Annotated in this window: 20 protein-coding genes; 15 read left to right on the top strand and 5 right to left on the bottom strand. The window is 71.6% G+C overall.

From position 1 onward, the window contains the following. Window positions 1-7 precede the first annotated feature (7 nt). The 13 genes from KF737_RS03025 (at window position 8) to KF737_RS03085 (ending at window position 12,732) form a co-directional block, all read left to right on the top strand. Entirely contained in the window at window positions 8-679 is a 672-nt protein-coding gene (locus KF737_RS03025; RefSeq protein WP_296450225.1) for a response regulator transcription factor, read from the top strand. A gap of 148 nt (window positions 680-827) precedes the next feature. Further along, window positions 828-2,234, top strand: coding sequence for a HAMP domain-containing sensor histidine kinase (locus tag KF737_RS03030; protein ID WP_296450227.1), 1,407 nt, complete (start codon window positions 828-830; stop codon window positions 2,232-2,234). Between the two features lie 42 nt (window positions 2,235-2,276). Further along, window positions 2,277-2,507, top strand: coding sequence for a ribbon-helix-helix protein, CopG family (locus tag KF737_RS03035; protein WP_296450229.1), 231 nt, complete (start codon window positions 2,277-2,279; stop codon window positions 2,505-2,507). Then, window positions 2,504-2,827 carry a type II toxin-antitoxin system RelE/ParE family toxin gene (locus KF737_RS03040; protein ID WP_296450232.1) on the top strand — a complete coding sequence of 108 codons (324 nt, stop codon included), beginning with the start codon at window positions 2,504-2,506 and terminating at the stop codon, window positions 2,825-2,827. The genes KF737_RS03035 and KF737_RS03040 overlap by 4 nt, the downstream gene beginning before the upstream one ends. Then, window positions 2,824-5,715 carry a bifunctional [glutamine synthetase] adenylyltransferase/[glutamine synthetase]-adenylyl-L-tyrosine phosphorylase gene (locus KF737_RS03045; RefSeq protein ID WP_296450234.1) on the top strand — a complete coding sequence of 964 codons (2,892 nt, stop codon included), beginning with the start codon at window positions 2,824-2,826 and terminating at the stop codon, window positions 5,713-5,715. The genes KF737_RS03040 and KF737_RS03045 overlap by 4 nt, the downstream gene beginning before the upstream one ends. A gap of 115 nt (window positions 5,716-5,830) precedes the next feature. Beyond that, a complete protein-coding gene (locus KF737_RS03050) occupies window positions 5,831-7,768 on the top strand; it encodes an ABC transporter ATP-binding protein (RefSeq protein WP_296450236.1) in 1,938 nt (645 codons plus the stop codon). After that, window positions 7,765-9,552, top strand: coding sequence for an ABC transporter ATP-binding protein (locus KF737_RS03055; protein WP_296450238.1), 1,788 nt, complete (start codon window positions 7,765-7,767; stop codon window positions 9,550-9,552). Before KF737_RS03050 ends, KF737_RS03055 begins: the two co-directional genes overlap by 4 nt. 102 nt (window positions 9,553-9,654) lie before the next feature. Next, complete coding sequence (locus KF737_RS03060; RefSeq protein WP_296450240.1) at window positions 9,655-10,095, top strand: EF-hand domain-containing protein; 441 nt, start codon at window positions 9,655-9,657, stop codon at window positions 10,093-10,095. Then, the gene (locus KF737_RS03065; RefSeq protein ID WP_296450517.1) at window positions 10,092-10,679 is read left to right on the top strand and encodes an RNA polymerase sigma factor; all 588 of its coding nucleotides are present in this window, start codon (window positions 10,092-10,094) and stop codon (window positions 10,677-10,679) included. The genes KF737_RS03060 and KF737_RS03065 overlap by 4 nt, the downstream gene beginning before the upstream one ends. Before the next feature lie 7 nt (window positions 10,680-10,686). Beyond that, complete coding sequence (locus KF737_RS03070) at window positions 10,687-11,106, top strand: hypothetical protein (RefSeq protein WP_296450242.1); 420 nt, start codon at window positions 10,687-10,689, stop codon at window positions 11,104-11,106. Beyond that, a complete protein-coding gene (locus tag KF737_RS03075) occupies window positions 11,103-11,615 on the top strand; it encodes a periplasmic heavy metal sensor (protein ID WP_296450244.1) in 513 nt (170 codons plus the stop codon). Before KF737_RS03070 ends, KF737_RS03075 begins: the two co-directional genes overlap by 4 nt. A gap of 221 nt (window positions 11,616-11,836) precedes the next feature. Then, the gene (locus KF737_RS22435; RefSeq protein ID WP_367273206.1) at window positions 11,837-12,067 is read left to right on the top strand and encodes a hypothetical protein; all 231 of its coding nucleotides are present in this window, start codon (window positions 11,837-11,839) and stop codon (window positions 12,065-12,067) included. Then, on the top strand, window positions 12,064-12,732 hold the full coding sequence (locus KF737_RS03085; RefSeq protein WP_296450248.1) for a hypothetical protein: 669 nt from the start codon (window positions 12,064-12,066) through the stop codon (window positions 12,730-12,732). The genes KF737_RS22435 and KF737_RS03085 overlap by 4 nt, the downstream gene beginning before the upstream one ends. Before the next feature lie 8 nt (window positions 12,733-12,740). On the opposite strand, the gene KF737_RS03090 is transcribed toward KF737_RS03085, so the two are convergent. Continuing rightward, entirely contained in the window at window positions 12,741-14,594 is a 1,854-nt protein-coding gene (locus tag KF737_RS03090; RefSeq protein WP_296450250.1) for an ATP-binding protein, read from the bottom strand. 108 nt (window positions 14,595-14,702) lie between these two features. Next, the gene (gene pepN / locus KF737_RS03095; RefSeq protein ID WP_296450252.1) at window positions 14,703-17,318 is read right to left on the bottom strand and encodes an aminopeptidase N; all 2,616 of its coding nucleotides are present in this window, start codon (window positions 17,316-17,318) and stop codon (window positions 14,703-14,705) included. 141 nt (window positions 17,319-17,459) lie between these two features. On the opposite strand from pepN, the gene KF737_RS03100 reads away from it, so the two are divergent. Both KF737_RS03100 and KF737_RS03105 read left to right on the top strand, forming a co-directional pair. After that, a complete protein-coding gene (locus KF737_RS03100) occupies window positions 17,460-18,587 on the top strand; it encodes an acyl-CoA dehydrogenase family protein (RefSeq protein ID WP_296450254.1) in 1,128 nt (375 codons plus the stop codon). Between the two features lie 205 nt (window positions 18,588-18,792). Then, complete coding sequence (locus KF737_RS03105; RefSeq protein ID WP_296450256.1) at window positions 18,793-20,028, top strand: acyl-CoA dehydrogenase family protein; 1,236 nt, start codon at window positions 18,793-18,795, stop codon at window positions 20,026-20,028. Window positions 20,029-20,118: 90 nt separating this feature from the next. On the opposite strand, the gene KF737_RS03110 is transcribed toward KF737_RS03105, so the two are convergent. The 3 genes from KF737_RS03110 to KF737_RS03120 all read right to left on the bottom strand — a co-directional run bounded on the left by KF737_RS03110 (window position 20,119) and on the right by KF737_RS03120 (window position 25,418). Beyond that, a complete protein-coding gene (locus tag KF737_RS03110) occupies window positions 20,119-21,342 on the bottom strand; it encodes a glycosyltransferase (RefSeq protein ID WP_296450259.1) in 1,224 nt (407 codons plus the stop codon). A 325-nt stretch (window positions 21,343-21,667) separates the two neighbouring features. Next, window positions 21,668-23,266, bottom strand: a complete 1,599-nt coding sequence (locus tag KF737_RS03115; protein ID WP_296450261.1) for an amidase — start codon at window positions 23,264-23,266, stop codon at window positions 21,668-21,670. Window positions 23,267-23,459: 193 nt separating this feature from the next. Beyond that, window positions 23,460-25,418, bottom strand: a complete 1,959-nt coding sequence (locus tag KF737_RS03120; protein ID WP_296450262.1) for a serine hydrolase — start codon at window positions 25,416-25,418, stop codon at window positions 23,460-23,462. Between the last annotated feature and the right edge of the window lie 42 nt (window positions 25,419-25,460).

Below are 25,460 nucleotides of genomic sequence, written 5' to 3' on the forward strand. Positions count from 1 at the left end.
GAATCACATGCGGATACTGATCGTCGAGGACGACCTGGAGGCGGCCGAAGCCATGGCGCGCGGCCTGACCGAGGCCGGCCATGACTGTGTCCGCGCCGCCGACGGCGAAGAGGGCCTGACCGCCGCCCGCGGCGCCGAGTTCGACGTCATGGTCGTCGACCGGATGATGCCGAAGATGAACGGCGTGCAGCTCGTCGAGAGCCTGCGCCGCGAGGGCGACCGCACGCCGGTGCTGTTCCTCTCGGCGCTGGGCGAGGTCAGCGACCGCGTCGACGGCCTGCAGGCCGGCGGCGACGACTACCTCGTGAAGCCGTACGCCTTCCCCGAGCTGATCGCCCGGATCGAGGCGCTCAACCGGCGGCGCGACACCGGTTCGGTCCAGACCCTGCTGAAGGTGGGCGAACTGGAGATGGACCTGATCGCCCGCACGGTCCATCGCCAGGGCAAGGAGATCGACCTGCAGCCGCGCGAGTTCCAGCTCCTGGAATTCATGATGCGCCACGCCGGCCAGTCGGTGACCCGCACCATGCTGCTGGAGAAGGTCTGGCACTACCACTTCGACCCGCAGACCAACGTCATCGACGTCCACATCAGCCGCCTGCGCTCGAAGATCGACAAGGGCTTCGACCGGCCGATGCTGCAGACCGTGCGCGGCGCGGGCTACCGCCTGGATGCGTAACCGCGCCGAAGGCGCTGAAGACTTGAACCCCGGAAGACACGGAAAACACGGAAGACGTTCGTCCGGGAGAAGCCTGGCGGGCACGGGCCCTGTCCGTGTCTTCCGTGGTTCGAATATTGCGGCGCCCGTGCGCCGCAGCGGTGGGTAGATGGCGGTCCGCCTGCCCCGCATCTTCCGGACCACGCCGTTCCGGCTGACGCTGCTGTTCCTGGCGCTGTTCGCCAGCGCGGCCTCGGCGTTCCTGGCCTACATCTACGTGGCGACGGCGGGCGAGACGACCCGGCGCACAGACCGCGAGATCCAGCGCGAGATGCGCAGCCTGGTCGACGTCTACAACCGCGCCGGCCTGAACGCGGTGAACCAGTCGCTGATCGAGCGGGCGGCCAGCGAGAAGCCGTTCCTCTACCTGCTGCTGACCAAGGACGGGCGGCGCATCTCGGGCTCCATCGAGGAGAGCCCGGTCGAGAACTTCACCGGCGCGCCGGCCAAGGCCACCTTCCAGGTGACCGACGTCGACGCCGAGGGCCACGAGATCAAGCACCCGGCGCGCGGGCTGCAGGAGCGGCTCGGGGGCGGCGAGATCCTGTTCGTGGGCGCCGACGCCGGCGAGGACGAGGCCTACGTCAACCGCATCGTGCGCGCCTTGCAGGCGGCGGGGCTGCTGGTGGTGCTGCTGGGCCTGGCGGGCGGGGTGCTGGTCAGCCGCAACGTCTCGCGCACCATGATGAACCTGATCGAGGTGGTGGAGCGGGTGCGGAACGGCGAGCAGGGCGTGCGCGCCCGGGTCCGCGGCGCCCGCGACGAGTTCGACGAGCTGGCGCAGGGCGTGAACGACATGCTGGACCGGCTGGAGCGCTCCATGCAGGGCCACAAGCACGCCGGCGACGCCATCGCCCACGACCTGCGCTCGCCGCTCACGCGCCTGCGCGCGCGGCTGGAGGCGGCCTATATCGACGTGGAGGCCGGGAAGGGCGACCCCGAGGAGGCGCTGGCGCAGGCGCTCGCCGACACCGACGGGGTGCTGAAGACCTTCGGCGCCGTGCTCTCGATCGCGCGGTTGCAGGCGGCCGGCGAGGCGCCGAACCCGGTGCTGTTCGACCCGGCCGAACTCGCCGCCGACATGAGCGAGCTCTACGAGCCCGTCTGCGAGGACAAGGAGATCGACTTCTCCGCCGAGCTGACCAAGGAGCTGACCGTGCGCGGGAACAAGGAGTTCCTGGCCCAGGCGCTGGCCAACATCCTCGACAACGCCGTGAAGTACACGCCGAGCGGCGGGGCGATCATGCTGCGCGTGCGGCGGCGCTCGTCCGGCGAGGTGGAGTATTCCGTCACCGACACCGGCCCCGGCGTGCCCGACGAGGACCGCGAGCGCGTGATCCAGCGCTTCGTGCGCTTGGAGAACAGCCGCAACGAGCCGGGCGCGGGCCTGGGCCTCTCGCTGGTCGCCGCGGTCGCCGAGGCCCACGGCGGCCGGCTGGAGCTGTCCGAGGGGCCGGGCAAGGTCGGCGAGATGGGCCCCGGCCTGCGCGTGGCCTTCGTGCTGCCGAGGGCCTGAGGCATTCTTGCCATTTTTTGCCATCCAAGTAGAGTCGCGCCCATGAGCAGCATGAACATCTCTCTGCCGGACAGCATGAAGACCTTCGTCGACGAGCAGGTCGAGGCGCGCGGATTTGCGACGAGCAGCGAGTTCATCCGCGAGCTGATCCGTCGCGAGCAGGAACATCAGAAGTTTCGTGCGCTCATACTGGAAGGCATGGAGTCGCCCTCATCAGGGCCTCCCGACTTCGAAAGCCTGCGCGAGCGCATTCGTCGTCACGGGACGAAATGACGGCCAAGCCGATCAACGAACTCAGGCGGGCCAAGCAAGACATCCAGGACGCCGTCGATCACTATCTCGCTGGGGGTGCGACGGCAGCCGCCCACGGCTTTCTGGACGCACTTCTGGTGGTCTACGAGATGATTTCGGCGCATCCAGCCTCCGGCTCACCCAGCTACGCGGAGCGCTTCGGAGGTCCGCCAGGCCTTCGGGGTGTCCCGTTGCAGGCCTTCCCCTACGTGGTCTTCTATTTGGAAGGGCCGGATCGGGTCGACGTCGTGCGCGTGCTGCATGGACGGCGGGACCTGCCCCAACTTCTGCAAGACGCATGATGATCCTCGCCTCAGTCCTCACCCCCTGCGGTCCCGTGCTCGACGCCAAGGCGGCGGAGCGGGCGCGGGAGATCATCGCGGGCGTCACCTGGACGCCCGAGCTGGAGACGGCGTGGCCGGCGCTGGCGCCGGTGTTCGGGGCGTCGCCGTACCTGGCGAGCCTGGCGCGGCGGAACCCGGCGCGGCTGGCGTCGCTGCTGGCGGACGATCCGGACAAGCGGCTGGCCGACATCCTGGCGCGGACGGCGGCGGTGGCGGACCTGTCGCCGCGCGAGGCCGAGGCGCCGCTCAGGCTCCTGAAGCAGGAGCTGCACCTGCTGACGGCGCTGGCCGACCTGGGCGGCGCCTGGGACCTCGACCAGGTGACGGGGGCGCTGACGGGGTTCGCCGACGCCTCGGTGGCCGCGGCGCTGTGCTCGGTGGCGCGGGGCGAACTGGACGCCGGGCGGCTGACGCGGCTGGGCGAGGGCGGACAGGGCCCGCTGCCGGGCTGGTTCTGCATCGCCATGGGCAAGCAGGGCGCGTTCGAGCTGAACTACTCCAGCGACATCGACGTCTCGGTCTTCTTCGAGCCCGAGCCGCTCGAGGCGGCGCTGGCCGAGGGGCAGGAGGTGCTGGCGTTCGCGGTGCGGGTCACGCAGCGGCTGTCGGAGCTGATGCAGGCCAAGACCGCGGACGGCTACGTCTTCCGGATGGACCTGCGGCTGCGGCCCGATCCGTCCTCGACGCCGCCCGCCGTGCCGGTGCCGGCGGCGCTGGAATACTACGAGACCGTCGGCCAGAACTGGGAGCGGGCGGCCTTCATCAAGGGCCGCGCGTGCGCCGGCGACATCCCGGCGGCCGAGGCCTTCCTGAAGGAATTGCAGCCCTACATCTGGCGCAAGAACCTCGACTTCGCCGCCATCGCCGACATCCACTCGATCAAGCGCCAGATCCACGCGCACAAGGTGGACGAGCGCGTCTCGGCCAAGGGCGTCGACCTGAAGCTCGGCCGTGGCGGCATCCGCGAGATCGAGTTCTACGTCCAGACCCAGCAGTTGATCCTCGGCGGACGGCATCCCGAGCTGCGCGGCAACCGGACCCTCGACGCGCTCCAGGCCCTGGCCGCCCACGGCCACGTGACCGCTGCGGCGGCCGCTGAGCTCACCGACGCCTACCGCCTGCTGCGCGCGGTCGAGCATCGCATCCAGATGCTGGAGGACGAGCAGACCCACCGGCTGCCGGAGTCCGACGCCGATCGCAGGCGCGTGGCGGCGCTGACCGGCGAGGAGCCGTTGCGCAGCTTCGACGCCATGATCACCCGGACGCTGAAGACGGTGAACGCCCGCTACGGCGAGCTGTTCGCCGAGGAGGAGCAGCTCTCGTCCAGGTTCGGCAGCCTGGTGTTCACCGGGGTGGACGACGACCCTGAGACGCTGGCCACGCTCAAGCGGATGGGCTTCTCCAGCCCGGAGCGGGTCTCGCAGACCATCCGCGCCTGGCACCACGGCCATGTGGCGGCGACGCGCACCGAGCGGGGGCGCGAGCTGTTCACGCGGCTGGCGCCGCGGCTGCTGGAAGCGGCCAATGCGACCGGGGCGCCCGAGGCGGCGTTCAACCGCTTCTGCGACTTCTTCGGCGGGCTCTCGACGGGCGTGCAGTTGCAGTCGCTGTTCCTGGCGCAGCCGAAGCTGTTCGAGCTGGTGGTGCAGGTGCTGGCCTTCGCGCCGCGGCTGGCGGCGACGCTGGGCCGGCGTCCGGCGGCGATCGACGCGATGCTGGACCCGGACTTCTTCGCGCCGATCGAGATCGAGGCGGAGCGCGCCGACATGGCGCGCGCCGTCGCCCGCGCCGACGGCTTCGAAGGCGCGATGGACATGGTGCGCCGCATCCACCGCGAGCAGGTGTTCCGCGTCGGCGTGCAGGTGATGAGCGGGGCCGCCACCGCCGAGGTGGCCGGCCGCGCCTTCGCCGACCTGGCCGACGTCTCGCTGGGCGTGCTGGCGCCCGCCGCGCTGGGGGAGGCCGTGCGGATCGGAGGGGCGTTCCCGGGCGAGGTGGCGGTGGTGGCGCTGGGCAAGGCCGGCTCGCGCGAGATGAGCGCCACCTCCGACCTCGACCTTATGACGCTGTACCGCGCCGAGGACCCGGCGGCGATGTCCGAGATCAAGGGCTGGGACGCCTCGACCTTCTACGGGCGCTTCACCCAGCGGCTGATCGCGGCGCTGTCGTCGCCGACCGCCGAGGGACAGCTCTACGAAGTGGACATGCAACTGCGCCCGTCCGGCACCAAGGGGCCGGTGGCGGTGAGCTTCCCGGCCTTCCACCACTACTACGAAGGCGAGGCCGAGACCTGGGAACTGCTGGCGCTGACCCGGGGGCGGGTGGCGTGGGCGACCTCCGAGGCGTTCGCGGCCGACTGCCAGGCCGCGATCGAGGCGGCGTTGCGCCGCCCGCGCGACGCGCGGAAGACCGCGAGGGACGTGCGCGAGATGCGCACGCTGCTGGAGCAGGAGCGGCCGCCCAAGGGCGCATGGGACCTGAAGCTCGGGCCCGGCGGCATGGTCGACATCGAGTTCGCCGCGCAGTTCCTGCAACTGGTGCATGCCGGCGCGGGCGGGCCGCTCTCGCCCAACACCGCCACGGCGCTGGCGGCGTTCGCTGAGGCCGGGCTGGCGGACGGGGCGTCGCTGGCCGCGCTCGCCGAGGCGTGGCGGCTGCAGCAGGACCTGACGCAGCTCCTGAAGGTGGCGCTGGGCGACGATCCCAGGCCGGACGAGGAGCCGAAGGCGTTCCAGGCGCTGCTGGCGCGGGCGGGCGAGGCCAAGACCTTCAAGGCCCTGCAGGCCCGGCTGGCGGACGCGCAGAAGTCCGCGCGGACGGCCTACCTCGCGCTGGTGAGGGCCTAGCACAGCCTTCGCCCTGCGGATTCCCATTCGAGGGCGCGGCACGCTCTCCCTGGGGCTGCCCGCGAAGCTACTTGCGAATGACTCGCAACTGTGCGCCATCTAGCCAAGCTGGCCCATGAGCGTTTTCCTGCGGTTCATCGGCCACCTGGAGGCGGGGGCGGCCATGACGACCGAGGTGCAAGGCTCCAGGCTGGATGCTTCGACACGGAAGCCGGCGGCCACAGCTCCGGCTTCCGCGGCGCCGCCCGAGGCCGCGGAGGCGCAGGGCGCGGCGCCGGACTACCTGGCCAGTTTCCGCCTCATGACGCCCTACCTCGCCGGGTCGCGCGCCAGCCTGGCGACGGCGGTCGTCCTCGCGAGCGTCGCGGTCGCCTGCGAGCTGTTCCCCGTGTGGGCGGTCTACCGGATCGTCGAGGCGACGATCGCGGGTGCGCTCGACTGGCCGTTCGTCGTCGCGCACGCCGGCGGCGCGGCTGCGGCCGTGCTGGCCGGCTTCAGCCTCATGGGCGCGGCCCTCGGGCTCTCGCACCTGGTGGCCTTCGACGTCATCCATCGCCTGCGGCTGGCGGTGGCCCGGCGCATGTCGCAGCTCCCGCTGGGCTACTTCAGCGAGCGTCGCAGCGGCGAGGCCAAGACCCTCGTCATCGACGAGCCGGAACGGCTGGAGCTGATCATCGCCCACGGCCTGCCGGAAGGCGTCTCGGCGATCGCCACCTGGATCGCCGTCTCGGTCTGGCTCTTCGCGCTCGACTGGCGCATGGCGCTCGCCGCCGTCGTGATGACGCCCATCGCCTTCGCGCTGCTGATCCTCTCCATGGTGCGCGGCGCGAAGCACGCCGCCGCCTATCAGGCCGCGGGCGTGCGGATGAACGCCTCCATCGTCGAGTACCTCGCGGGCATGCCGGTGGTGAAGGTCTTCAACCGCGCCGGCGAGAGCTTTGCCGAAACCAGCGAGGCCGTGCGCGACTACGCCGCGATCGAGACCCGCTGGGCGAAGGAATCGCTGCCGCTCGCCAGCACCTTCTACGCGCTGGTGCTGGCCAACATCGTGGTGATCCTGCCGGTGGGCCTGATCCTGCTGCGGACCGGGACGCTCAGCCTGCCGACGCTGCTGCTGTTCGTGATCCTGGGCGCCACCTACAGCCAGCCGCTGCTGCGCCTGTTCAGCCAGTTCCACACCCTGGCGCACGTCAGCATGGGCTCCATGAAGGTCGCCGAGCTCCTCGCGGCCGAGCCGCAGGCCGACACCGGCCGCCGCGTCGCCCTGGAGGGCCGCGACATCGTCTTCGACAAGGTCGCCTTCGCCTACGGGGAGCACGACGTCCTGCACGACGTGAGCTTCACGGCCCGGGCCGGCGAGGTCACCGCCCTGGTGGGCCCGTCGGGGTCGGGCAAGACGACGATCGCGGGCCTGGTCGCGCGCTTCCGCGACGTGCGCCAGGGCCGGGTCACGATCGGCGGCATGGATGTGCGCGAGATCGGCCTGGACCAGTTGATGGACACCGTGGCGTTCGTCTTCCAGGACACCTTCCTGTTCTCCGACACGATCGCCGCGAACATCCGTTTCGGCGCGCCTGCCGCCACCGACGCGGAGGTGGAGGCCGCCGCGCGGGCCGCCCGCGCCCACGAGTTCATCAGCGCGCTTCCCGACGGCTACGCGACCCACCTGGGCGAACAGGGCCGCTCGCTGTCCGGCGGCGAACGGCAGCGCCTGGCCATCGCGCGCGCCATCCTGAAGGACGCCCCGATCGTGGTGCTGGACGAGGCGACGGCCTTCGCCGACCCCGACAACGAGGCGGCGATCCAGGACGCGATCGGCGCCCTGACGGCAGGCCGCACCCTCGTCGTCGTGGCGCATCGGCTGCACACCGTCGCCGCCGCCGACCAGATCCTGGTCGTGGACGGCGGCCGGATCGTCGAGCGTGGCCGCCACGATGACCTGGTGGCGACGGGCGGCCTCTACGCGCGCCTCTGGCGCGACTACAACCAGGCGCGTGCGGTCTCGCTGCGCGCCGCGGCCCGGCCCGCGCGCCGGAAGGCGGCGGCGCGATGAGTTCGGCGGCGTCCGGGACCGGCCCCGGCGAGGTCCGCTCCGATCTCGCGAGCCTGATGCGCGTCTGGGCGCTCGCCGGACCGCTGCGGGGGCGGGTGCTGCGCGGGATCGCCTTCCGGTTCGCCCAGTCGCTCAGCCTGGGCGTCGCCTTCACCGCGGTCGTATGGATCGTCACCGGCCTCGCCGACGGCCGCGCCGTGACCTGGGCCTGGATCGGACAGGTCACCGCCGTCATGGCGCTGTCGCTGATCGGCCAGTTGGCGTTCGGCTATCTGTCGGCGCGCGACAGCTGGCTTTCCAGCTACGAACTGGCCGGAGGCCTGCGGCGCTCCATCCTCGACCGGCTGCGGCGTCTGCCCATGGGCTTCCACCTCGCCCGTCACAAGGGCGACACCGTCACCGTCCTGACCTCCGACATGCAGATGCTGGAGACGTTCCTGTCCGACGCCCTGCCGCGCATCGCCCAGGCGTTCGGGCTGCCGCTGGTGGTGCTGGTCTTCCTCGTCATCCGCGACCCGGTGATCGCGCTCGCGACGGTGGCGTCGATCCTGCTGGCGCTCCCGATCTTCCTGTGGTCCAGCCGCCGCCTCGCCGTGCTCGGCATCCGCCGCCAGGACCGGCAGGCCGAGGCCGGCGCGCGCATGATCGAGTACGCCCAGGGCATCGCCGTCATCCGCGCCTTCAATCGCGTCGCCAAGGGCGAGGAGAGCTTCCGCGCCGCGCTGATGGATTTCCGCGACATCTCGGTGCGCATGGTCGTCCAGCTCACCGCCCCGCTCGTCGGCTTCGGGCTCGTCCTGATGCTGGGCGTGCCGCTGGTCATGCTGGTCGCGGGCGTGCGCTACCTGGGCGGCGAGATCGGGCAGGGCACGTTCATCACCGCGATGGTGCTCGTGTTCTCGGCCTATTCGCCGCTGCTCGCGCTCCTCGCGGTGATGGAGCTGACGCGGATGGCCGATGCATCGCTCACCCGCATCGACCGGATCATGACGGCCGAGCGGCTGCCCGAGCCGGCGACGCCGGTCGCCCCGCGGGGCTTTGCCGTCCGCTTCGAAGACGTCGGCTTCGCCTACGTCCCCGGCAAGCCGGTGCTGAGCGGCGTCAGCTTCGAAGCGCCCGAGCGGAGCATGACCGCCATCGTGGGCCCGTCCGGATCGGGCAAGACGACCCTCCTCAACCTCATCCCGCGCTTCTGGGACATCGACGCGGGGCGGATCGGCATCGGCGGCGCGGATGTCCGGGAGATCGGCGAGGAGGGCCTGAACCGCCTCGTCACCGTCGTCTTCCAGGACGTCTACCTGTTCGCCGGCACGATCCTCGACAACATCGCGTTCGGCCGGCCCGGCGCCACGGAGGCCGATGTCGAGGCCGCCGCCCGCGCGGCGCGCGCCCACGACTTCATCGCGGCCCTGCCGGATGGCTACCGCACGCGCGTCGGCGAGGGCGGAGCCACGCTGTCGGGCGGCGAGCGCCAGCGCATCTCGATCGCCCGCGCCATCCTGAAGGACGCGCCCATCGTGCTGCTCGACGAGGCGACCGCCGCGATCGACCCCACCAACGAGCTGGCGATCCAGGAGGCGCTGGCCCGGCTGGTGGCCGACAAGACCCTGATCGTGGTGGCCCACAAGCTCTCGACCATCCGCGCCGCCGACCAGATCCTGGTCGTCGACCAGGGCCGGATCGTCGAGCGCGGGGCGCACGAGGCGCTGCTCGCCCAGGGCGGGCTCTACAGCGGCCTATGGGGCCAGCGCGCCCGCGCGGCGGGATGGCGCCTCGGCGCCTGATCGTCCTCCGGCCGGGAGGATGCGGCTTTCCATCCAGCGACGGAAACTCGCGGCCGGGGCGTGGAAGGGATCAGGGCGGGGCGCCCAGCTACCCGAGGACTCATGACGCGTATTCTTCTCGCCGCGGCCGCCGCCGCTCTCCTGGCCACCGCCGCCCAGGCCCAGGCGCCGGCCGGCCGGCCGAACCTGGACGCCGACAAGGACGGCAAGGTCACCCTTGCCGAATTCAAGGCCGCGCAGGCCCAGCGGCTGGACCGCATGTTCGCCCGGCTGGACACCAACAAGGACGGCAAGATCACCCAGGCCGAGATGGACGCGGCGCGCAAGCCGGCCGGGGCGGCGGGGCGCGGCGATTCCGGCGGCGGCGCCGGCATGTTCGCGCGCCTGGACGCCGACAAGGACGGCGCGATCAGCAGGGCCGAGATGGCGGCGATGTCCGAGCAGCGGTTCAAACGGGCCGACGCGAACAACGACGGCTGGCTCTCGAAGGACGAGCTCAGCACAATGCGGCAGGGCATGCGTGGCGGCGCCGGCTCGAAATAGCGCCGCCCGCGCCGGCGAGGTCAGGCCAGAGGGCGGTGGACAAGGGCGATCCCGACGACGAACTCGTGTCGCGCGTGGCCCGGGGCGACCCGGCGGCCGCGCGGGCGCTGGTCGCGCGGAAGCTGCCGCGCCTGCTGTCCCTGGCCGGCCGGATGCTGGGCGACGGCGGCGACGCCGAGGACGTGGCGCAGGAGGCCTTCGTGCGGGTCTGGAAGCAGGCCCCCAGGTGGCGGCCCGGCGCGGCGCGGTTCGACACCTGGCTGCACCGCGTGGCGCTGAACCTCTGCTACGACCGCCTGCGCCGCCGCCGCGAACTGGCCTATGCCGAGCCGCCCGAGCGGGTGGACGAAGGGCCGGGGCCGGACCGCGGCCTCCAGGCGGCGGACACCGGACGCCGCGTGTCGGCGGCGCTCCGGGCCCTGCCGGAACGGCAGCGCGAGGCGGTGGTGCTGTGCCACTATCAGGAGCTCGGCAACATCGAGGCCGCGGCCGTGATGGGCGTGAGCGTCGAGGCGCTGGAGAGCCTGCTGGGCCGGGGCCGCCGCGCGCTTCGCGCCGCACTGATCGACCTGAAGGAGACGTGAGGACGGCATGACTCCCGACCGATTCGAGACCCTCGCCGAGGCCTGGGGCGGCGACGTCGCCCGCTGGCCCGACGCCGAACGCGAGGCCGCCGCCGCGCTGATGGCGGAACAACCGGCATGGGCCGCCCAGGCCCTGGCCCGCGCCGCCGAGCTGGACGCGGCGCTGGACGCGTGCGCGGCGCCCCGCGTTCGGGGCGTGCTGGCCGAGCGGATCGCGGCGGGCGCGCCCAGGCCGCGGGCGGCGCGCTGGGTCGGCTGGCTGGTCCCGGCCGGGATGGGCGCAGGCCTGGCCGCGGCCTGTGCGGCAGGGGTGCTGGTGGGGGCGCAGGCTTCCGCGCCGGCCGGGGCGGCGGCCTCCGACACCGACGCGCTGGTCACCGCCGTCAGCAGCGACGACTTCAGCCTCTATGTGGACGAGGACGCATGATCACCCGCACCGCATGGCTGGCGGGGGCGCTGTTCGTGTCGCTGGCGCTGAACGTCTTCGTCGGCGGCGCCTTCCTGGGCGCGCACCTGGTGGAGAAGGAGCGCCCGGGGCCGCCCGCCGGCGCGGCCCTCGGAGCGCGCAACCCGGTGGCCGCGGCGGTCGCGACGCTGTCGCCCGGGAGCCAGGCGCGGTGGCGCGAGCAGCTTCCCGAGTACGCCCAGACCTACGGCCCCAAGATGCGCGAGGCGCGCCGCACCGCGCGGCAGGCGATGCGGAGCTTCGGCGCCGAGCCCTTCGACGACGACCAGGCGATGGAAGACTTGGCGCGCGCCCGGGCGCTGGAGTTCGAGAGCCGCAACGCCATGGACCGCAAGCTGGTGACCTTCGCCGCCGCTCTGCCCCAGGCCGAACGGGCGCGGTTCGGCGAGGCGCTGTCGCGGCCGATGCTGCGGCGCGCGCCGAGGGACGAGCCGGTGGGCGGTCCGACCGGCGCGCGCAAGGAGAGGTGAAACGTCCTCGCGGCGCGCGACGGTCCTCCTCCCGTGCAGTCCATATGTTCTCTTTTTGTTCTTGACTTTCGACCGATCTGCCCGATGGTGTGTCGGGGTGGTGACCGGCGAATGACCAGAAGAGCGAACCGCGCTCCGCGCGATCACGCCCCGATCATCAGGTCGAGGGGGATAGAAGAGAACGACCCGTCAAGTTCGACGGCTGTGACGTGGAGCGGCATGTGTTGCAGGAGGCGAAGGGGCCGCGGTATGCCGCGCTTCTTCGGTCGTTGTTCGGAAACCTGGTTGCGACTGGACTTCAGAAGCAGGGCGAGCGGCAGATCAGGGTCGCGCAGGGACGCCCGATCGAGTGGTACTTCGCGGAGGAGCCTGCGCGCGAGCGGTTCGGCAACATCAGGAGCACGCGTCCGATCAAAGCGATGCATGTCCCTCCCCGAGGAGACGTCAGATGACCTTCGGACATGAAGCCGAACACTACGCACGGGATTTCGCTTGCGGATGGGGGTTGCGGGCAGAGACGGCCGTAGACGTTGCTGGCCGAGTGCTGTCGCTCTGCCGTTCGCTGGCCGAACTTCAGCCCGATCATCGGGACATATGGCCGATGTTCGCTATGCGCGCCATCAAACCTGGCCGTGATCCGGGTCCGATCGTCGATCTCCCGCCGGATGACCTGGCGCTGCTCATAGATCGCAAGGCGCGCTACGACCCGCCCCAGTTGCCGGCTCCTGTGGGTCCGGAAGGCTATGATCTGGTGATCTCGGCAAGACTCCCGCCGCCGCATCCCCGCTCGCTTGGCATATCCGTGTCGGCAGGTGTTTATGGGGAAGGTGCGCATCGAAACGAGGTGGAGGTGGACTACCATCTCGAGAACCCGATCTGGCAGGACGCCTCCACGGGCCTGAAGGTCGTCGAGGCGCTCATTGAGGCCTTCGATCCAGAGTGGGTTTGCGCAAGCGCCTTCATCCAGCCACGGGACGAGGAAGGCCAGGGCCATCATCGGCCGTGGATCGCGTGGCGCGCTCGCGGCTCCGATGTGCCGCCGTACCTGATCGAACGGGGCGGCTCGCCCTCGGAGGTCCGTCAGGCCTTCGGCGGCGAGCTTCGCCTCTGGCCCTGATCGAACGGCTATGCCGCCGCAGCCCCCGGCAACGCGCTCGGCCGGCTCTGGCGCAGGGGTAGGGCGAAGCTGGCGGTGGTGCCCTGGCCGGGGGCGCTCTTGAGGTCGAGGAGGCCGCCGTGCATCTCGACCAGGGACTTGGTGAGGGCGAGGCCGAGGCCGGTGCCCTGGGTGGTCTTGGAGTGCTGGCTCTCCACCTGCTCGAAGGGGCGCGCGAGGCGTTCCAGGTCGGCGGCGGAGATGCCGATGCCGGTGTCCTGCACGCTGACCTTCACGCGCTGGCCCAGCGGGTCGTCGCGCAGTTCGGCGGCCACGGTGACCTTGCCGCCGCGCGGCGTGAACTTGATGGCGTTGGAGAGCAGGTTCAGCAGGATCTGCTTCACCGCGCGATGGTCGGCCTCGACGTCAGGCAGGTCGACGAAGTCGAGCACCAGCGACAGGCCGGCGGACTCGGCGCGGTTGCGCACCAGGCGGATGGCGTCCTCGGCGATCTCCTCGACGCAGATGGGCTCGAAGCGCAGGTTCAGCTTGCCCGCCTCGATCTTGGCCATGTCGAGGATGTCGTTGATCAGCGCCAGCAGGTGCTGGCCCGAGCTCAGGATGTCCTTCGAGTAGTCGCGGTAGCGGGCGTCGCCCAGCGGCCCGAACAGCTCGCCCGACATGATCTCGGAGAAGCCGTTGATGGCGTTCAGCGGCGTGCGCAGCTCGTGGCTCATGTTGGCGAGGAAGTCGCTCTTGGCCTGGTTGGCGGCCTCGGCGCGGATCTTCTCGGCCTCGTACTTGCGGGCGAGCTCGGAGAGCTGCTCCTGGCTGAGCTCCAGGTTCGTGACCGCGCGGCGGAGCTCCTCCTCCTTGATCCGGCGGGCCTCCTCCTGGGTCTTCAGCACGGTGATGTCGGCGGCGGTGACGACGAGGCCGCCTTCCGAGGTGGGGCGCTCGGAGATCTGCACCCAGCGGCCGTCGGCGAGCTCGGCCTCGCGCACGCCGCGGCGGCCGCCCGGCGCGGGGTATTCCTGGCGGATGGCGAGGCGGGCCGAACGCTCGACCTGCTCGCGGCCCACGCCGGTCTTCAGGATCTCGGGCGCGAGCTGGAAGTAGCTGCGGAAGTTCTTGTTGCACATCACCAGGCGGCCGTTGCGGTCCCACAGGACGAAGGCCTCGGAGGTGCTCTCGATGGCGTCGCGCAACCGGCTCTCGGCGGATTGCGCGCGGGCCTGGGCCAGGCGCTCCTCGGTGACGTCGAGCGCCACGCCGATGATGCGGGCGAAGCCGCCCTCGGGACTCTCGCCGAAGCCGCGGCCGCGGAAGTCGATCCAGACGGGGCGGGCGCCGGCGATCGGCGGCACCCGGAAGCTGACGTCGAAGTCGCCGTAGATGGCCGCCGTCGCCAGGGCCTCGCGCATGTCGTCGCGGTGGCCCGGCGCGACGCGGTCCAGCACCTGCTGGCCCTCGACCTCGCCCGAGCGCCAGCCGAAGAGGGCGGCGGTGACCTCGGACATGAAGATCCGGTCGGCGGCGAGGTCCCATTCCCAGATACCGCAGCGGGCGGCCTCCACGGCGGTGCGGAAGCGCTGCTCGGAGTCGCTGCGCATCTGCCGGACGCGTTCGACGCGGCGCATCTCGCGGATCAGCAGGAGCGCCAGGCAGATGGCCGCGAGCAGGGGCGCGAGGAACCACGCCAGGAGTTCGGCCTGCGCGGCCGTCCCCTGGAGCAGGCGGATCACGCCCAGCCCGCCGACGGTCGCCAGGACCGCCACGGCGCCCTGGATGGTGCGCAGGTTGTAGGGGCGTTCAGGCCCGCGCGGACGGCTACGCCGCTCAGGCGTCACCCCCGCAAGACCCTGCCCCCCGCGTTCGGCCAAGGCCGCCGCTCCTCCATGTCCTCCCGCGGCCGACGACCCGACGTGCCGGCTGGGCGGGAGGCTAAGCTGATCCGGCCCCGGCGGTCACCGTGGGGCGATGTCACATCATCAGTTGAGCGCGCGGGTGGCCAATTCGTAAACGTTCTTCGACAAGCCCTCGACCGCGACGATGCGCTCCAGTTCCGCCTTCATCAGCTTACCCAATTCGGGTTTCAGCCGCTTCCAGCCGCCCAGCGGATCGACCAGCCGGGCCGCCGTCATGGGGTTGAAGCGGTCGACGGCGATGATCTGGTCGGCCAGGAAGCGATAGCCCGCGCCGCTGGGGTCGTGGAAGCGGACCGGATTGAAGCTGGCGAAGCTGGAGACGAGCGCCCTGAGGCGATTGGGGTTCTTCTCGTCGAAGGCGGGATGGGCGGTCAGCGCGAGGATGCGGCCCAGGGCCTCCTCGCCGGGGTCGCGGGCCTGCAGCGCGAACCACTTGTCGATGACCAGCGGCTCGTCCTTCCAGCGGTCGTAGAAGTCGGCGAGCGCCGCCTCGTAGGCCGGGCCGCCGATCAGCATCAGGGCGTTCAGGCCGCCGATCGTGTCGGTCATGTTCACCGCGGCGCGGTAGTGGCCGTCGGCGATGTCGGCGATATCGTTGCGCGGGTTGGCGGCCATCAGCTCCAGGCAGGCGTTGCGCAGGGCGCGGCGGCCGGCGCCGGTGGCGTCGGGCGAGAACTCGCCCAGGTCCTGCAGGCCGGTGTGGAGACGGCGCAGTTCGCCGTTGAGGTGCAGCGCGAGGCGCAGGCGCAGCGCCTCGCGGGCGTCGTGGATCGCCGCCGGGTCGACGGGCTGGCGCAGCAGCGCCAGGTCGGTCTCGGCGGGCAGGGCGAGCAGCAGGGCCTTGAACGCGTTGTCCGAGGCCTGGTCGACCAGGGCGCGGCCGACGGCCTCGGCATAGCGCTCCTCGCCCACCTCGTTGGGCTTGCCGGCGGCGCGGGCGAGGATGAGGTCGGCGGCGAGGTCCTGGCCGGCCTCCCAGCGGTTGAACAGGTCGGCGTCGGCGGCGAGCTGGACGTAGCGCTCCTTGGGCTCGGCGTCGGTCTTCATGACGACGGGGGCCGAGAAGCCGCGCAGCGCCGAGACGACCGGCAGGCTGTCGACGCCGGTCAGGGTGACGGTGAGCTCGGGCTGGTCGAGGACGATCACCGTCTCGTCCACGGCGGTCCCGTCGCGCTCGAAGGCGAGCGTGCGGCCCTCGTAGTCGATGAGGCCGACGGTGACCGGGATCGGCACCGGGCGCTTGTCGGGCTGACCGCTGGTGGGCGGGTTGTTCTGCGTGAGCTTCAGCTCCAGCGACTTGGAGTCCTCGTCGTAGCGGCCTTCCACGGCGATGCGCGGCGTGCCGGCCTGCTGGTACCAGGCGAAGAAGCCGGAGAGGTCGCGGCCCGACGTCTCGGCGAAGCACCTGATGAACTCCTCGACGGTGGTGGCGTGGCCGTCCCAGCGGTCGAAGTAGAGGTCCATGCCCTTCCGGAACGCCTCGGCCCCGATCAGGGTCTTCAGCATGCCGATGACCTCGGAGCCCTTCTCGTAGATCGTCGCCGTGTAGAAGTTCTCGATCTTCATGTAGGCGTCGGGGCGGACCGGGTGGGCGAGCGGGCCCTGGTCCTCGGCGAACTGGCGCATGCGCAGCGCCTTCACGGCCTTGATGCGGGCCACCGCCTCGCCGCGCATGTCGGCGCAGAAGCCCTGCTCGCGGAAGACCGTCAGGCCCTCCTTCAGGCAGAGCTGGAACCAGTCGCGGCAGGTGATGCGGTTGCCGGTCCAGTTGTGGAAGTACTCGTGCGCGATCACCGCCTCGATGCGCTCGTAGTCGACGTCGGTGGCGGTGGCCGGGTCGGCCAGCAGGAGCGAGGCGTTGAAGACGTTCAGCCCCTTGTTCTCCATGGCCCCGAAGTTGAAGTCGCGGACGGCGACGATCATGAAGAGGTCGAGGTCGTATTCGCGCCCGTAGGCCTCCTCGTCCCACTTCATCGAGCGCTTCAGCGCATCCATGGCGTAGGCGGCGCGGGGCGCCATGCCGGGGTCGACGTAGATCTTCAGGTCGACGGTCCGGCCGCTCATCGTCGTGAGCTTGTCTTCCAGCACGTCCAGCTCGCCGGCCACCAGGGCGAAGAGGTAGCAGGGCTTGGGGAACGGGTCGTTCCAGACGGCGAAGTGGCGGCCGCCGGGCAGCTCGCCCGTCTCGATCAGGTTCCCGTTGGCCAGCAGGCGGCGGAACCTGCGGTCGGCCTCGATGCGGACGGTGTACTTCGACAGCACGTCGGGGCGGTCGGGCCAGAAGGTGATCTTGCGGAAGCCCTCGGCCTCGCACTGGGTGCAGAAGCGGCCGCCCGACATGTAGAGGCCTTCGAGCGCCTTGTTGTTCTCGGGGTCGATCTCGACCTCGGTCTCGAGCGTGAAGGCGTCGGGCAGGTCCGGGATCGTCAGGAACTCGGCGTCGATCGTGTGCTCGCCCGCGCCCAGCACGCGGCCGTCGACCGCGACGGAGAGGGGCTTCAGCCGCTCGCCGTTGAACACCAGCGGGTCCCTGTGGTCGCCGTTGCGGCGGACGTCGAGCTTGGCCTTGACCCGCGTCGTATTGGGCTGAAGGTCGAACCTGAGCTCGACCTCGTCCACCAGGAACGCGGGCGGACGGTATTCGGAGAGCCGGATGGGCTGGGGAGTCTCTGTACGCATGGCGCCCATCTAGGCCGGGCATCCGGGCGGCGCCAAGGCCGCCGCTGACGCGAGGTCATGCTTTCCTTGGGCTCCGCGCACGCGCAATGCTGTGGGCGGATGGAAACGTGACGCGCCGGGACAACCGGCGGGATGGGGCCCATGAATTTCGATTTCTCGGAAGACCAGAAGTTCCTGAAGAACGAGGCGCGGAAGTTCCTCGAGGCGAACTGCCCGACGAGCCGCGTGCGCAAGGTCCTGGACGCCAATTCCTCGCAAGAGGGGGCCACAGCGTATGACGAGGCGCTGTGGAAGGCCGTGGCCGGGCAGGGCTGGCTGGGCGCGGCGATCCCCGAGGCGTACGGCGGCCTGGGCCTGGGCCACATCGAGCTCTGCGCCATCGCCGAGGAGCTGGGCCGGGTGGTGGCGCCGATCCCGTTCGCGTCCACGGTCTACTTCCTGGCCGAGGCGCTGATGCTGGCGGGCTCCGACGCGCAGAAGGCGGCGCTGCTGCCGAAGATCGCGGCGGGCGAGGTCATCGGCTGCGTGGCGACCTCGGAGGGGCCGGGCGTGCTCGCCGCCTCGGCGATCCAGGCCAGCGTGAGCGGCGGCAGGCTCTCCGGGATCAAGCTGCCGGTCACCGACGGCGACATCGCCACCCACGCCCTGGTGCTGGCCAAGGAGAACGGGCAGCCGGGGCTGTTCCTGGTCGACCTGTCGGCCGGCGTGACGCGCGAGAGCCTGAAGACGCTGGACCCCACGCGCGACGCGGCGAGGCTGACGTTCGACGGCGCGGCGGCCGAGCGGCTGGGCGGCGCGGGCGAGGGCCTGTCGCTGCTGGAGCAGGTGACCGACCGGGCGGCGGTGCTGCTGGCGTTCGAACAGTGCGGCGGCGCCGACCGCGCGCTGGAGATGGCCAAGGCCTACGCCCTGGAGCGCTACGCGTTCGGCCGCGTGATCGCGAGCTACCAGGCGATCAAGCACAAGCTGGCCGACATGTACGTGAAGAACGAGCTGGCGCGGTCGAACGCCTACTACGGGGCCTGGGCGCTGAACACGAACGCGCCCGAGCTGCCGGTGGCGGCCAGCGCCGCGCGGATCGCGGCCAGCGAGGCCTTCTGGTTCGCCGCCAAGGAGAACATCCAGACCCACGGCGGCATCGGCTTCACCTGGGAGGTCGACGCCCACCTCTACTACCGCCGCTCGCGGCAGCTCAGCCTGGTGGCCGGCGCGCCGCGGGTCTGGAAGGAACGGCTGGTCAGCCACCTGGAACGCAGGAACGCGGCTTAGGGCCATGCCGCGACCCGCCCACATCGATCGTCATCCCCCGGCTTGTCCGGGGGACCCATTGGGCTCGGCGACGCTGGGAAAGCGCGGTGGCGACGCTGCGCGCAACGACGGATTCACAGCCCAGTGGGTGGCCCGGACAAGCCGGGCCATGACGAACATCTAGAGGGCGTTGGGGGGCGCCGTCCCCCACGCAGGAGGTTACGGAATGGACTTCAACGACAGCCCTGAGGAAGCCGCCTACCGCGCCGAGGCGCGCAAGTGGCTCGAAGCCAATGCGCCGAAGAAGGCCGTGGGCGGCGACGACCTGGAAGGCGGGACCAAGGACACCATGCCGGCGTCCAAGGCCTGGCAGGCGAAGAAGGCCGCGGCCGGCTATGCCCAGATCACCTGGCCCAAGGCGTGGGGCGGGCCGGGCGGTACGCCGATCCAGCAGGTGATCTTCAATGCGGAGGAGGCGAAGCACCCCGTGCCGCCGAACCCGTTCGCCATCGGGCTCGGCATGTGCGTGCCGACCGTGATGGCCTTCGCCGACGAGGCCACCAAGAAGCGGTTCGTAGGCCCGGCCCTGCGCGGCGAGGAGATCTGGTGCCAGCTCTTCTCCGAGCCCTCGGGCGGCTCGGACGTGGCGGCGGCGCGGACCAAGGCGGTGAGAGCCGACGACGGCTCGGGCGACTGGATCATCTCCGGCCAGAAGGTGTGGACGACGGGAGCCCAGTTCTCGAACTTCGGCATCGTCGTCGTGCGGACCGATCCGGACGTGCCCAAGCACAAGGGCATGACGATGTTCTGGGTCGACATGGGCGATCCGGGGATCGAGGTGCGGCCGATCCACCAGATGTCGGGCGGCTCGGGCTTCAACGAGGTGTTCTTCACCAATGTGCGCGTGCCGGACAGCCAGCGGCTGGGGGCGGTGGGCGACGGCTGGAAGGTGAGCCTCGTCACCCTGATGAATGAGCGGCTGGCGGTGGGCGGGTCGTCCGGCGCGGGCTGGGCCGAGTTCATGGAGGCGGCGCGGGGGCTGACGGGCCTGGACGGCGGGCCGGCGCTGAAGGACCAGGCGCTGCGCGAGAAGATCGCCGACTGGTATGTCCAGGCCGAGGGGCTGAAGCACACGCGCAACCGCACCATGACCGCGCTCAGCCGCGGCCAGACGCCGGGGCCGGAGAGCTCGATCGGCAAGGTGGTGGCCGCGACCCAGATGCAGGACCTCGCCAACACCGCGGTCGAGATGCTGGATCAGTTCGGGATCATCAACGACCCGGCGCTCAGCCCCCTGAAGGGCGGCTTCCACGCCTCGCTGATGAGCGCGCCGGGCCTGCGGATCGCCGGCGGCACCGACGAGATCCTGAAGAACATCATCGCCGAACGCGTCCTGGGCCTCCCCGGCGACATCCGCGTCGACAAGGACGTGGCCTTCAAGGATCTGCCGACGGGACGGTGAGGGAAATGGGAAGGTAGGGACACACACCTTTTCCCGGTGACGCCGGCGTCACGTCGCGAGCCGTGGACGGGAAAAGGTGTGTGTCCCTGTTCAGGCCGTCAGCGCCAGGGGTTGGCGGTCGGCGCGGAGTTGGGCGTAGAGGCGGGCCAGGGCTTCGAAGGTGGCGTCCCAGCCGTGGCGGGTCTCGGCGCGGCGGCGGGCGGCCTGGGAGATGGCGGCGACGTCGCGCGAGAACAGGGCGTCGATGGCCTCGGCGAGGCCGGCGGGCTCCACGTTCCGGGCGGGCTGGCCCACGCTGGGGTCGATGAGTTCGCCGACGCCGCCGCGGCGCGAGCCGATCACGGGCAGGCCGGCCGCCATGGCCTCCAGCACGAAGAGGCCGAAGATCTCGTTCTCGTTGGCGTGCAGGGCGGCGTCGCAGGAGGCGAGCAGGGCCGCGAGGCGCTGCGGGTCGCGCTCGAAGTCTAGGCTGATGACATGGGGCGACCAGGCGACGTCCTTGCCGGCGCCGACCAGCAGCAGCTTGTAGGGAGCGCCCAGGCGCTCCACCGCGGCCACCATGGAGTCGATGTTCTTCTCGCGCGCCGGGCGGCCGGCGAAGACGAGGAGGCGGGTGTCCGACGGAAGGCCCAGGCGCCGCAGGAGCTTCGCCCGGTCGCCGCGGGCCGGGTCGAACAGGGCGGTGTCGACGCCGAGCTGCTGGATCGACATGCGCTGCACCCCGGCGTCGGCGAGCCGGGCGGCCATGTGGCGGCTGGGGGCCACCACATGGTCGAAGCGCTGATAGGCCTGGGCCCAGAAGTTGAACGCCGGCGCCTCGGCCCACTCGCCGAAATGCAGCGCCGCCAGGGCCGCCGCATCGGTGTGGCAGAACCCGACGACGGGAACGCCCAGGGCCTCGCCCGTCTCCAGGGCCGCGTGGCCGGGGACGAAGACGTCGCCCGCCTCGATCACGTCGGGCTCCAGCAGGCGCAGCACGGTCTCCCACTTGGTGAGGCTGGCGGGCATCCGGTAGCCGTCGCCGAAGGGCAGGCGGGTGGCCGCGACGGTGACGAGGCCGTCGCCCTCGGCCTGGGTGCGCGCGCCCGGGACCACCAGGCTGTGGCGCACGTCGGGGCGGCGGCGCGCGAGCCAGGCGCGCTTGGCCATGAGATAGCGTTTCACGCCGCCCGACCGGGGCGCGTACATCATGGTCGTGTCGATCAGGTGGAAGCCGACGCCCGGGCCATGGGCCTGCGGCTCGTGGGGCGGCGCCCCCGCCTCGGGGTCGAGGCGGACGAGGTTGGCGTACCTTGGCGCGGTGGCGTCGAACACGCGGACCGGTCTCCCTGGGAAATCGCTGGCGGCTTGAAGGCGGCCCGGCGGCCGCACGACCTTGGCCCTGAGGGCCCTAACGGTCGAAAGGCGGACGGGTCTCTTCGGATGTCTGGCCAGGGGGAGGGCCTTTCGATCGAAGCGGAGCCGCGAGCGGCATGGCCGTCATGTCAGCCTCCACGGCGGCGCTTTCAAGGCCTTTGCGTCTCGCCTGCGCAATCGATCCCATGAAGCCCTCCGGATACTGGCGCCCTGGCCCGGCGTGTAACCCGCGGGCGCGGCGGAGGTTGCCTGCGCCCGCCCCTGACCGAGGCCCTGCTCCGAGTCATTGGGGATCGTAGGCGCGGCCGATCTCGGGGCGGGCGGCGACGTTGGGGAGGAACTCGGGCTCGCGGCGGGCCCTGGCGGCCTGTTCGAAGGCGTAGCCGAGCCCCAGCAGCTTCGCCTCGGACCAGGCGGGGCCGAGGAACGAGATGCCGATCGGCAGGCCCGAGGCGGCGCCGGCCGGGACGGTCAGGTGCGGATAGCCGGAGACCGCGGGCAGGCGCGAGGGCGAGCCGAAGAAGCCGCCGCCGCCGTTCACGGGGTCGACAATGGCGGCCGGGCCGCCGCTGGGGGCGACGATGGCGACCAGATCGTTCTCGCCCAGCATCCTGTCGAGCGCCTCGCGGGCCAGTTTCGTGGCGGTGGCGCGCTTCTCGCGATAGGCCGGGTCCGTGATCGGGGGCCGGGTCGCCGAGATGTCGAAGATCTCCTGGGCGAAGAGCGGCATCTCGCGCTCGGCGTTGGCGCGGTTGAAGGCGATGAGGTCGGCCAGGGTGCGGGTCTTCACGGCGGGCGGCGTGGTGGCGAGATAGGCGTCGATGGCGGCCTTGAACTCGGTGCGCAGGGTGTCGCTTTCGAGCTCGCCGATCCTGCTCATGGTCGCGTCGTCGGGGCCTTTGAGCTCCACGAGGATCGCCCCCTGGGCCGTCAGGGTCTTCAGCGCCTCGGCGAAGACCACGTCGGTCTGCGGCGAGCGGCCCTTCCACGGGAACCAGACGCCGATGCGGGCGCCCTTGAGCGCGTCGCGGTCGAGGGCCTTCAGGTAGTCGGCCTTCCTGGCGTCGGCCTCCCTCGTGGCCGGGTCGTCCGGGTCGGAGCCAGCGATCACCGAGAGCAGGGCGGCGGCGTCGGCGACCGTGCGGGTCATCGGGCCGGCGGTGTCCTGCTCGGGCGAGATCGGCACGATCAGGCTGCGCGAGACCAGGCCCACGGTGGGCTTGAGGCCGACGACGCCGTTCATGGCCGCCGGGCAGGTGACCGAGCCGTCGGTCTCCGTGCCGAGGGCGAGGCCCGCGAAGCCGGCCGCCATGGCCGCGCCCGAGCCCGAGGAGGAGCCGCAGGCCGTGCGGTCCAGCGAATAGGGATTGCGCACCAGCCCGCCCACGCCGCTCCAGCCGCTGATCGAGCGCAGCGAGCGGAAGTTGGCCCACTCCGAGAGGTTGGTCTTGCCGAGGACGACGGCGCCGGCGTCGGTGAGGCGCCTGACGATGGGGGCGTCGCGGCCCGTGGCGTTGTCGGCGAGCGCCAGGGAGCCGGCGGTGGTGGCGCCGCTGGCCGCGTGCTCGATGTTGTCCTTCAGCAGGATGGTGACGCCGTGCAGCGGTCCGCGGACCTTGCCGGCCCTGCGCTCGGCGTCGAGCTTCTTCGCGTCGGCCAGCGCCTGCTTGTTGAGGGCGAGGACGGCGTTCAGCTTCGGCCCGGCGCTGTCGTAGCGGGCGATGCGGTCCAGGTAGGCCTTGACGAGCTGCTCGGCGGTGACGCGGCCGTCGGTCATCGCCGCCTGCTGCTCGCCGGCCGAGGCGTAGGGGCTGATGGGCTGCGCCTGCGCGGCGCCGGCGACGATCCCGGCCATGACGATGGCTCCCGCGACCCGCTTCATGCCAACTCCCCGAACGCCTGAAAGGCGTTGTAGCGCGTCGGCGCGGCCTGTGCAGTCCCAGCGCCCCCTCCACCCTTCGGGTCCCCCCGTACACGGGGGAGGTTCGCGGCGTCGCTCCCCGCGTACCTCCCCTGCGAAGCGGGGGAGGGGGACCACGAAGTGGTGGAGGGGGCGCTGGGCCGTGCCGGAGTCGTCAGGCCCAGGGGGCGAGGAAGCCCCAGCGGAGGAGGAGGGCGGCGAGCGCGAGCCCGAGGAGGGCGGTGAGCGTGGTGGCGGTCTTGCGGCGCCAGGCCCAGCCGGCTTCGCGCCAGGCCATGGCGACAGGGGCGAGGCTGACGACGGTGAGGACCGAGGCGGCCAGGGCCATGGCGGACGACGCCACGAGCGTCGGGCTCGGCCAGTCGAAGACGATCGTCGCGGGGTCGGCGGCGCCCTGCATGAAGGTCGCGAAGGCGAGGAGGGCGCCCAGCCACAGCGCGGCCTGGAGGACCTGGGCGCGACCGGCCCAGCGCTGCCAGCGGCCGGCCGGGGCCTGGCGGGAGCGGAAGCCGAGGCCGATGAGGGTGAGCACGCTGGCGAGCGCGGTGAGGCCGCCCAGCAGCACGAGCGGGCCGGGCGAATCGAGCGGGCCGACGCGTTCCAGATAGGCGGCCCCGAGCGGCGCGCCGACCGCGCGGCCGTCCTTCATGTCGAACTGGAGCGGGGCGCCGTCGGACACCGAGACGAAACCGCCCTTCGCCGGGTCGCCCACCGGCGCGTAGGCGTTGGCGCCCATCAGGCCGCCCAGCAGGAGGTAGCCCTGCGGCGTCACCGTCGCGTCGGTCCCGAAGGCGATGCGGTGGACGAAGCCTTCCAGGCCGCTCATGGCGCGGCGGCTCTGCAGGTAGCGGCCGTCGTAGGCGCCGGCGTGCCGGGCGAGGCGGGGATCGGGCGCGGGCGGGAAGGGATCGCGCGCCGCGTAGAAGCGGCCGACGACGCCCGGGGTGAGGTCGGCCTGGAGGCGAGCGCCGGTGTCGGTGTTGGTCGAGATGAAGACGCCCAGCTTCAGGGCCGGGACCACGGTCATGTGCGAGAAGAACGACATGGTCGCGCCGTCGTGGCCGTAGCCGACGTAGCCGCCCGGCAGCGCCTGGTCGAAGAAGCCATGGCGCAGGGCGCGGCCGGCCGGGGCGGGCGTGTCGGCGGTCCGGAACGCCTGGGCGGCGACGGGGCCGTAGATGCGCGCGCCCTCCAGCTCGCCCTCGTTCAGCAGCATCAGCATGTAGCGCGCCATGTCGGCGGCGGTGGACGACGCCGAGCCGGCCGGCGCCGCCTGGCCGAGGTATTCGTAGGGCCGCTGCTCCAGCGTCGTCCCATTCCAGTGGAAGGCGCGGGAAACGTCGGGGACGAGGGCCGCCGGCATCGGGGGCGGCAAGCCCGCCTGCGGCGCGCGGGGCTCGCGGAAGGTGGTGTGGGCCATGCCGAGCGGCTCGAAGATCGTCCCCTCGACCAGCTCTTCGAACGGGCGGCCCGACGCGTGCGCCACCGCCGAGCCCGCCAGCGCGGCGCCGTAGTTGGAGTAGCTGATCAGCGCGCCCGGCGCGCGGACCTGCCTGGGGCGCTCCTCGGCGAGCCAGGTGTCGAGCGGGCGCAGCTTCGCGGGGTCGTGGATGAAGAGGACGCCGAAGACGTGATCCTCGAACCCCGGCGCGTGGTTCATCAGGTCGGCGACGCGGATGGGCTTGCCGAAGGCGCCGTTCCCGGTGCGCAGCGAGGGCGGCAGGTAGGTGTCGACCGGGGCGTCGAGGCGCATCGCGCCAGCCTCGACCTGCCGCATGATCGAGATCCAGGTGAAGGTCTTGGAGATGGAGCCGATGCGGAAGAGCGTGCGGTCGGGATCGACCGCCTGGGCCGGCTTCAGGCTGGCGACGCCGTAGCCCTTCTTGAAGACCACCTTGCCGTCCTGGACGACCGAGACGGTGACGCCGGCGATGTGGTCGCGCTGGACTGCGCGCTCGACCATGCCGTCCACGTAGGCGGCGAGTTCGGCCGGCGGGATGGACTGGCCGGCCGCCAGCGGCGCGGGGGCCGGCTGGGCCGTCGCGGCGCCGGCGACGAGGAGCGCGGCCGAGGCCGCAAGCGCTTGCGCGACCGCGCGGAACCGACCTTGCATATCGTCCTCCCCCGAAGATGCGGCGGCGCATCATCGGACGCG

The sequence above is a fragment of the Phenylobacterium sp. genome, assembly GCF_019636135.1.
Taxonomy (GTDB): Bacteria; Pseudomonadota; Alphaproteobacteria; order Caulobacterales; family Caulobacteraceae; genus Phenylobacterium.

Bases quoted from the DNA above. Each gene is read 5' to 3' on its own strand.
- KF737_RS03045 (WP_296450234.1), top strand. From the start codon at position 2,824: ATGATGATCCTCGCCTCAGTCCTCACCCCCTGCGGTCCCGTGCTCGAC.
- KF737_RS03025 (WP_296450225.1), top strand. From the start codon at position 8: ATGCGGATACTGATCGTCGAGGACGACCTGGAGGCGGCCGAAGCCATG.
- KF737_RS03060 (WP_296450240.1), top strand. From the start codon at position 9,655: ATGACGCGTATTCTTCTCGCCGCGGCCGCCGCCGCTCTCCTGGCCACC.
- KF737_RS03070 (WP_296450242.1), top strand. From the start codon at position 10,687: ATGACTCCCGACCGATTCGAGACCCTCGCCGAGGCCTGGGGCGGCGAC.
- KF737_RS03040 (WP_296450232.1), top strand. From the start codon at position 2,504: ATGACGGCCAAGCCGATCAACGAACTCAGGCGGGCCAAGCAAGACATC.
- KF737_RS03075 (WP_296450244.1), top strand. From the start codon at position 11,103: ATGATCACCCGCACCGCATGGCTGGCGGGGGCGCTGTTCGTGTCGCTG.
- KF737_RS03115 (WP_296450261.1), bottom strand. From the start codon at position 23,266: ATGAAGCGGGTCGCGGGAGCCATCGTCATGGCCGGGATCGTCGCCGGC.
- KF737_RS03100 (WP_296450254.1), top strand. From the start codon at position 17,460: ATGAATTTCGATTTCTCGGAAGACCAGAAGTTCCTGAAGAACGAGGCG.
- KF737_RS03030 (WP_296450227.1), top strand. From the start codon at position 828: ATGGCGGTCCGCCTGCCCCGCATCTTCCGGACCACGCCGTTCCGGCTG.
- KF737_RS03050 (WP_296450236.1), top strand. From the start codon at position 5,831: ATGAGCGTTTTCCTGCGGTTCATCGGCCACCTGGAGGCGGGGGCGGCC.
- KF737_RS03120 (WP_296450262.1), bottom strand. From the start codon at position 25,418: ATGCAAGGTCGGTTCCGCGCGGTCGCGCAAGCGCTTGCGGCCTCGGCC.
- KF737_RS03105 (WP_296450256.1), top strand. From the start codon at position 18,793: ATGGACTTCAACGACAGCCCTGAGGAAGCCGCCTACCGCGCCGAGGCG.
- KF737_RS03085 (WP_296450248.1), top strand. From the start codon at position 12,064: ATGACCTTCGGACATGAAGCCGAACACTACGCACGGGATTTCGCTTGC.
- KF737_RS03055 (WP_296450238.1), top strand. From the start codon at position 7,765: ATGAGTTCGGCGGCGTCCGGGACCGGCCCCGGCGAGGTCCGCTCCGAT.
- KF737_RS03035 (WP_296450229.1), top strand. From the start codon at position 2,277: ATGAGCAGCATGAACATCTCTCTGCCGGACAGCATGAAGACCTTCGTC.
- pepN (WP_296450252.1), bottom strand. From the start codon at position 17,318: ATGCGTACAGAGACTCCCCAGCCCATCCGGCTCTCCGAATACCGTCCG.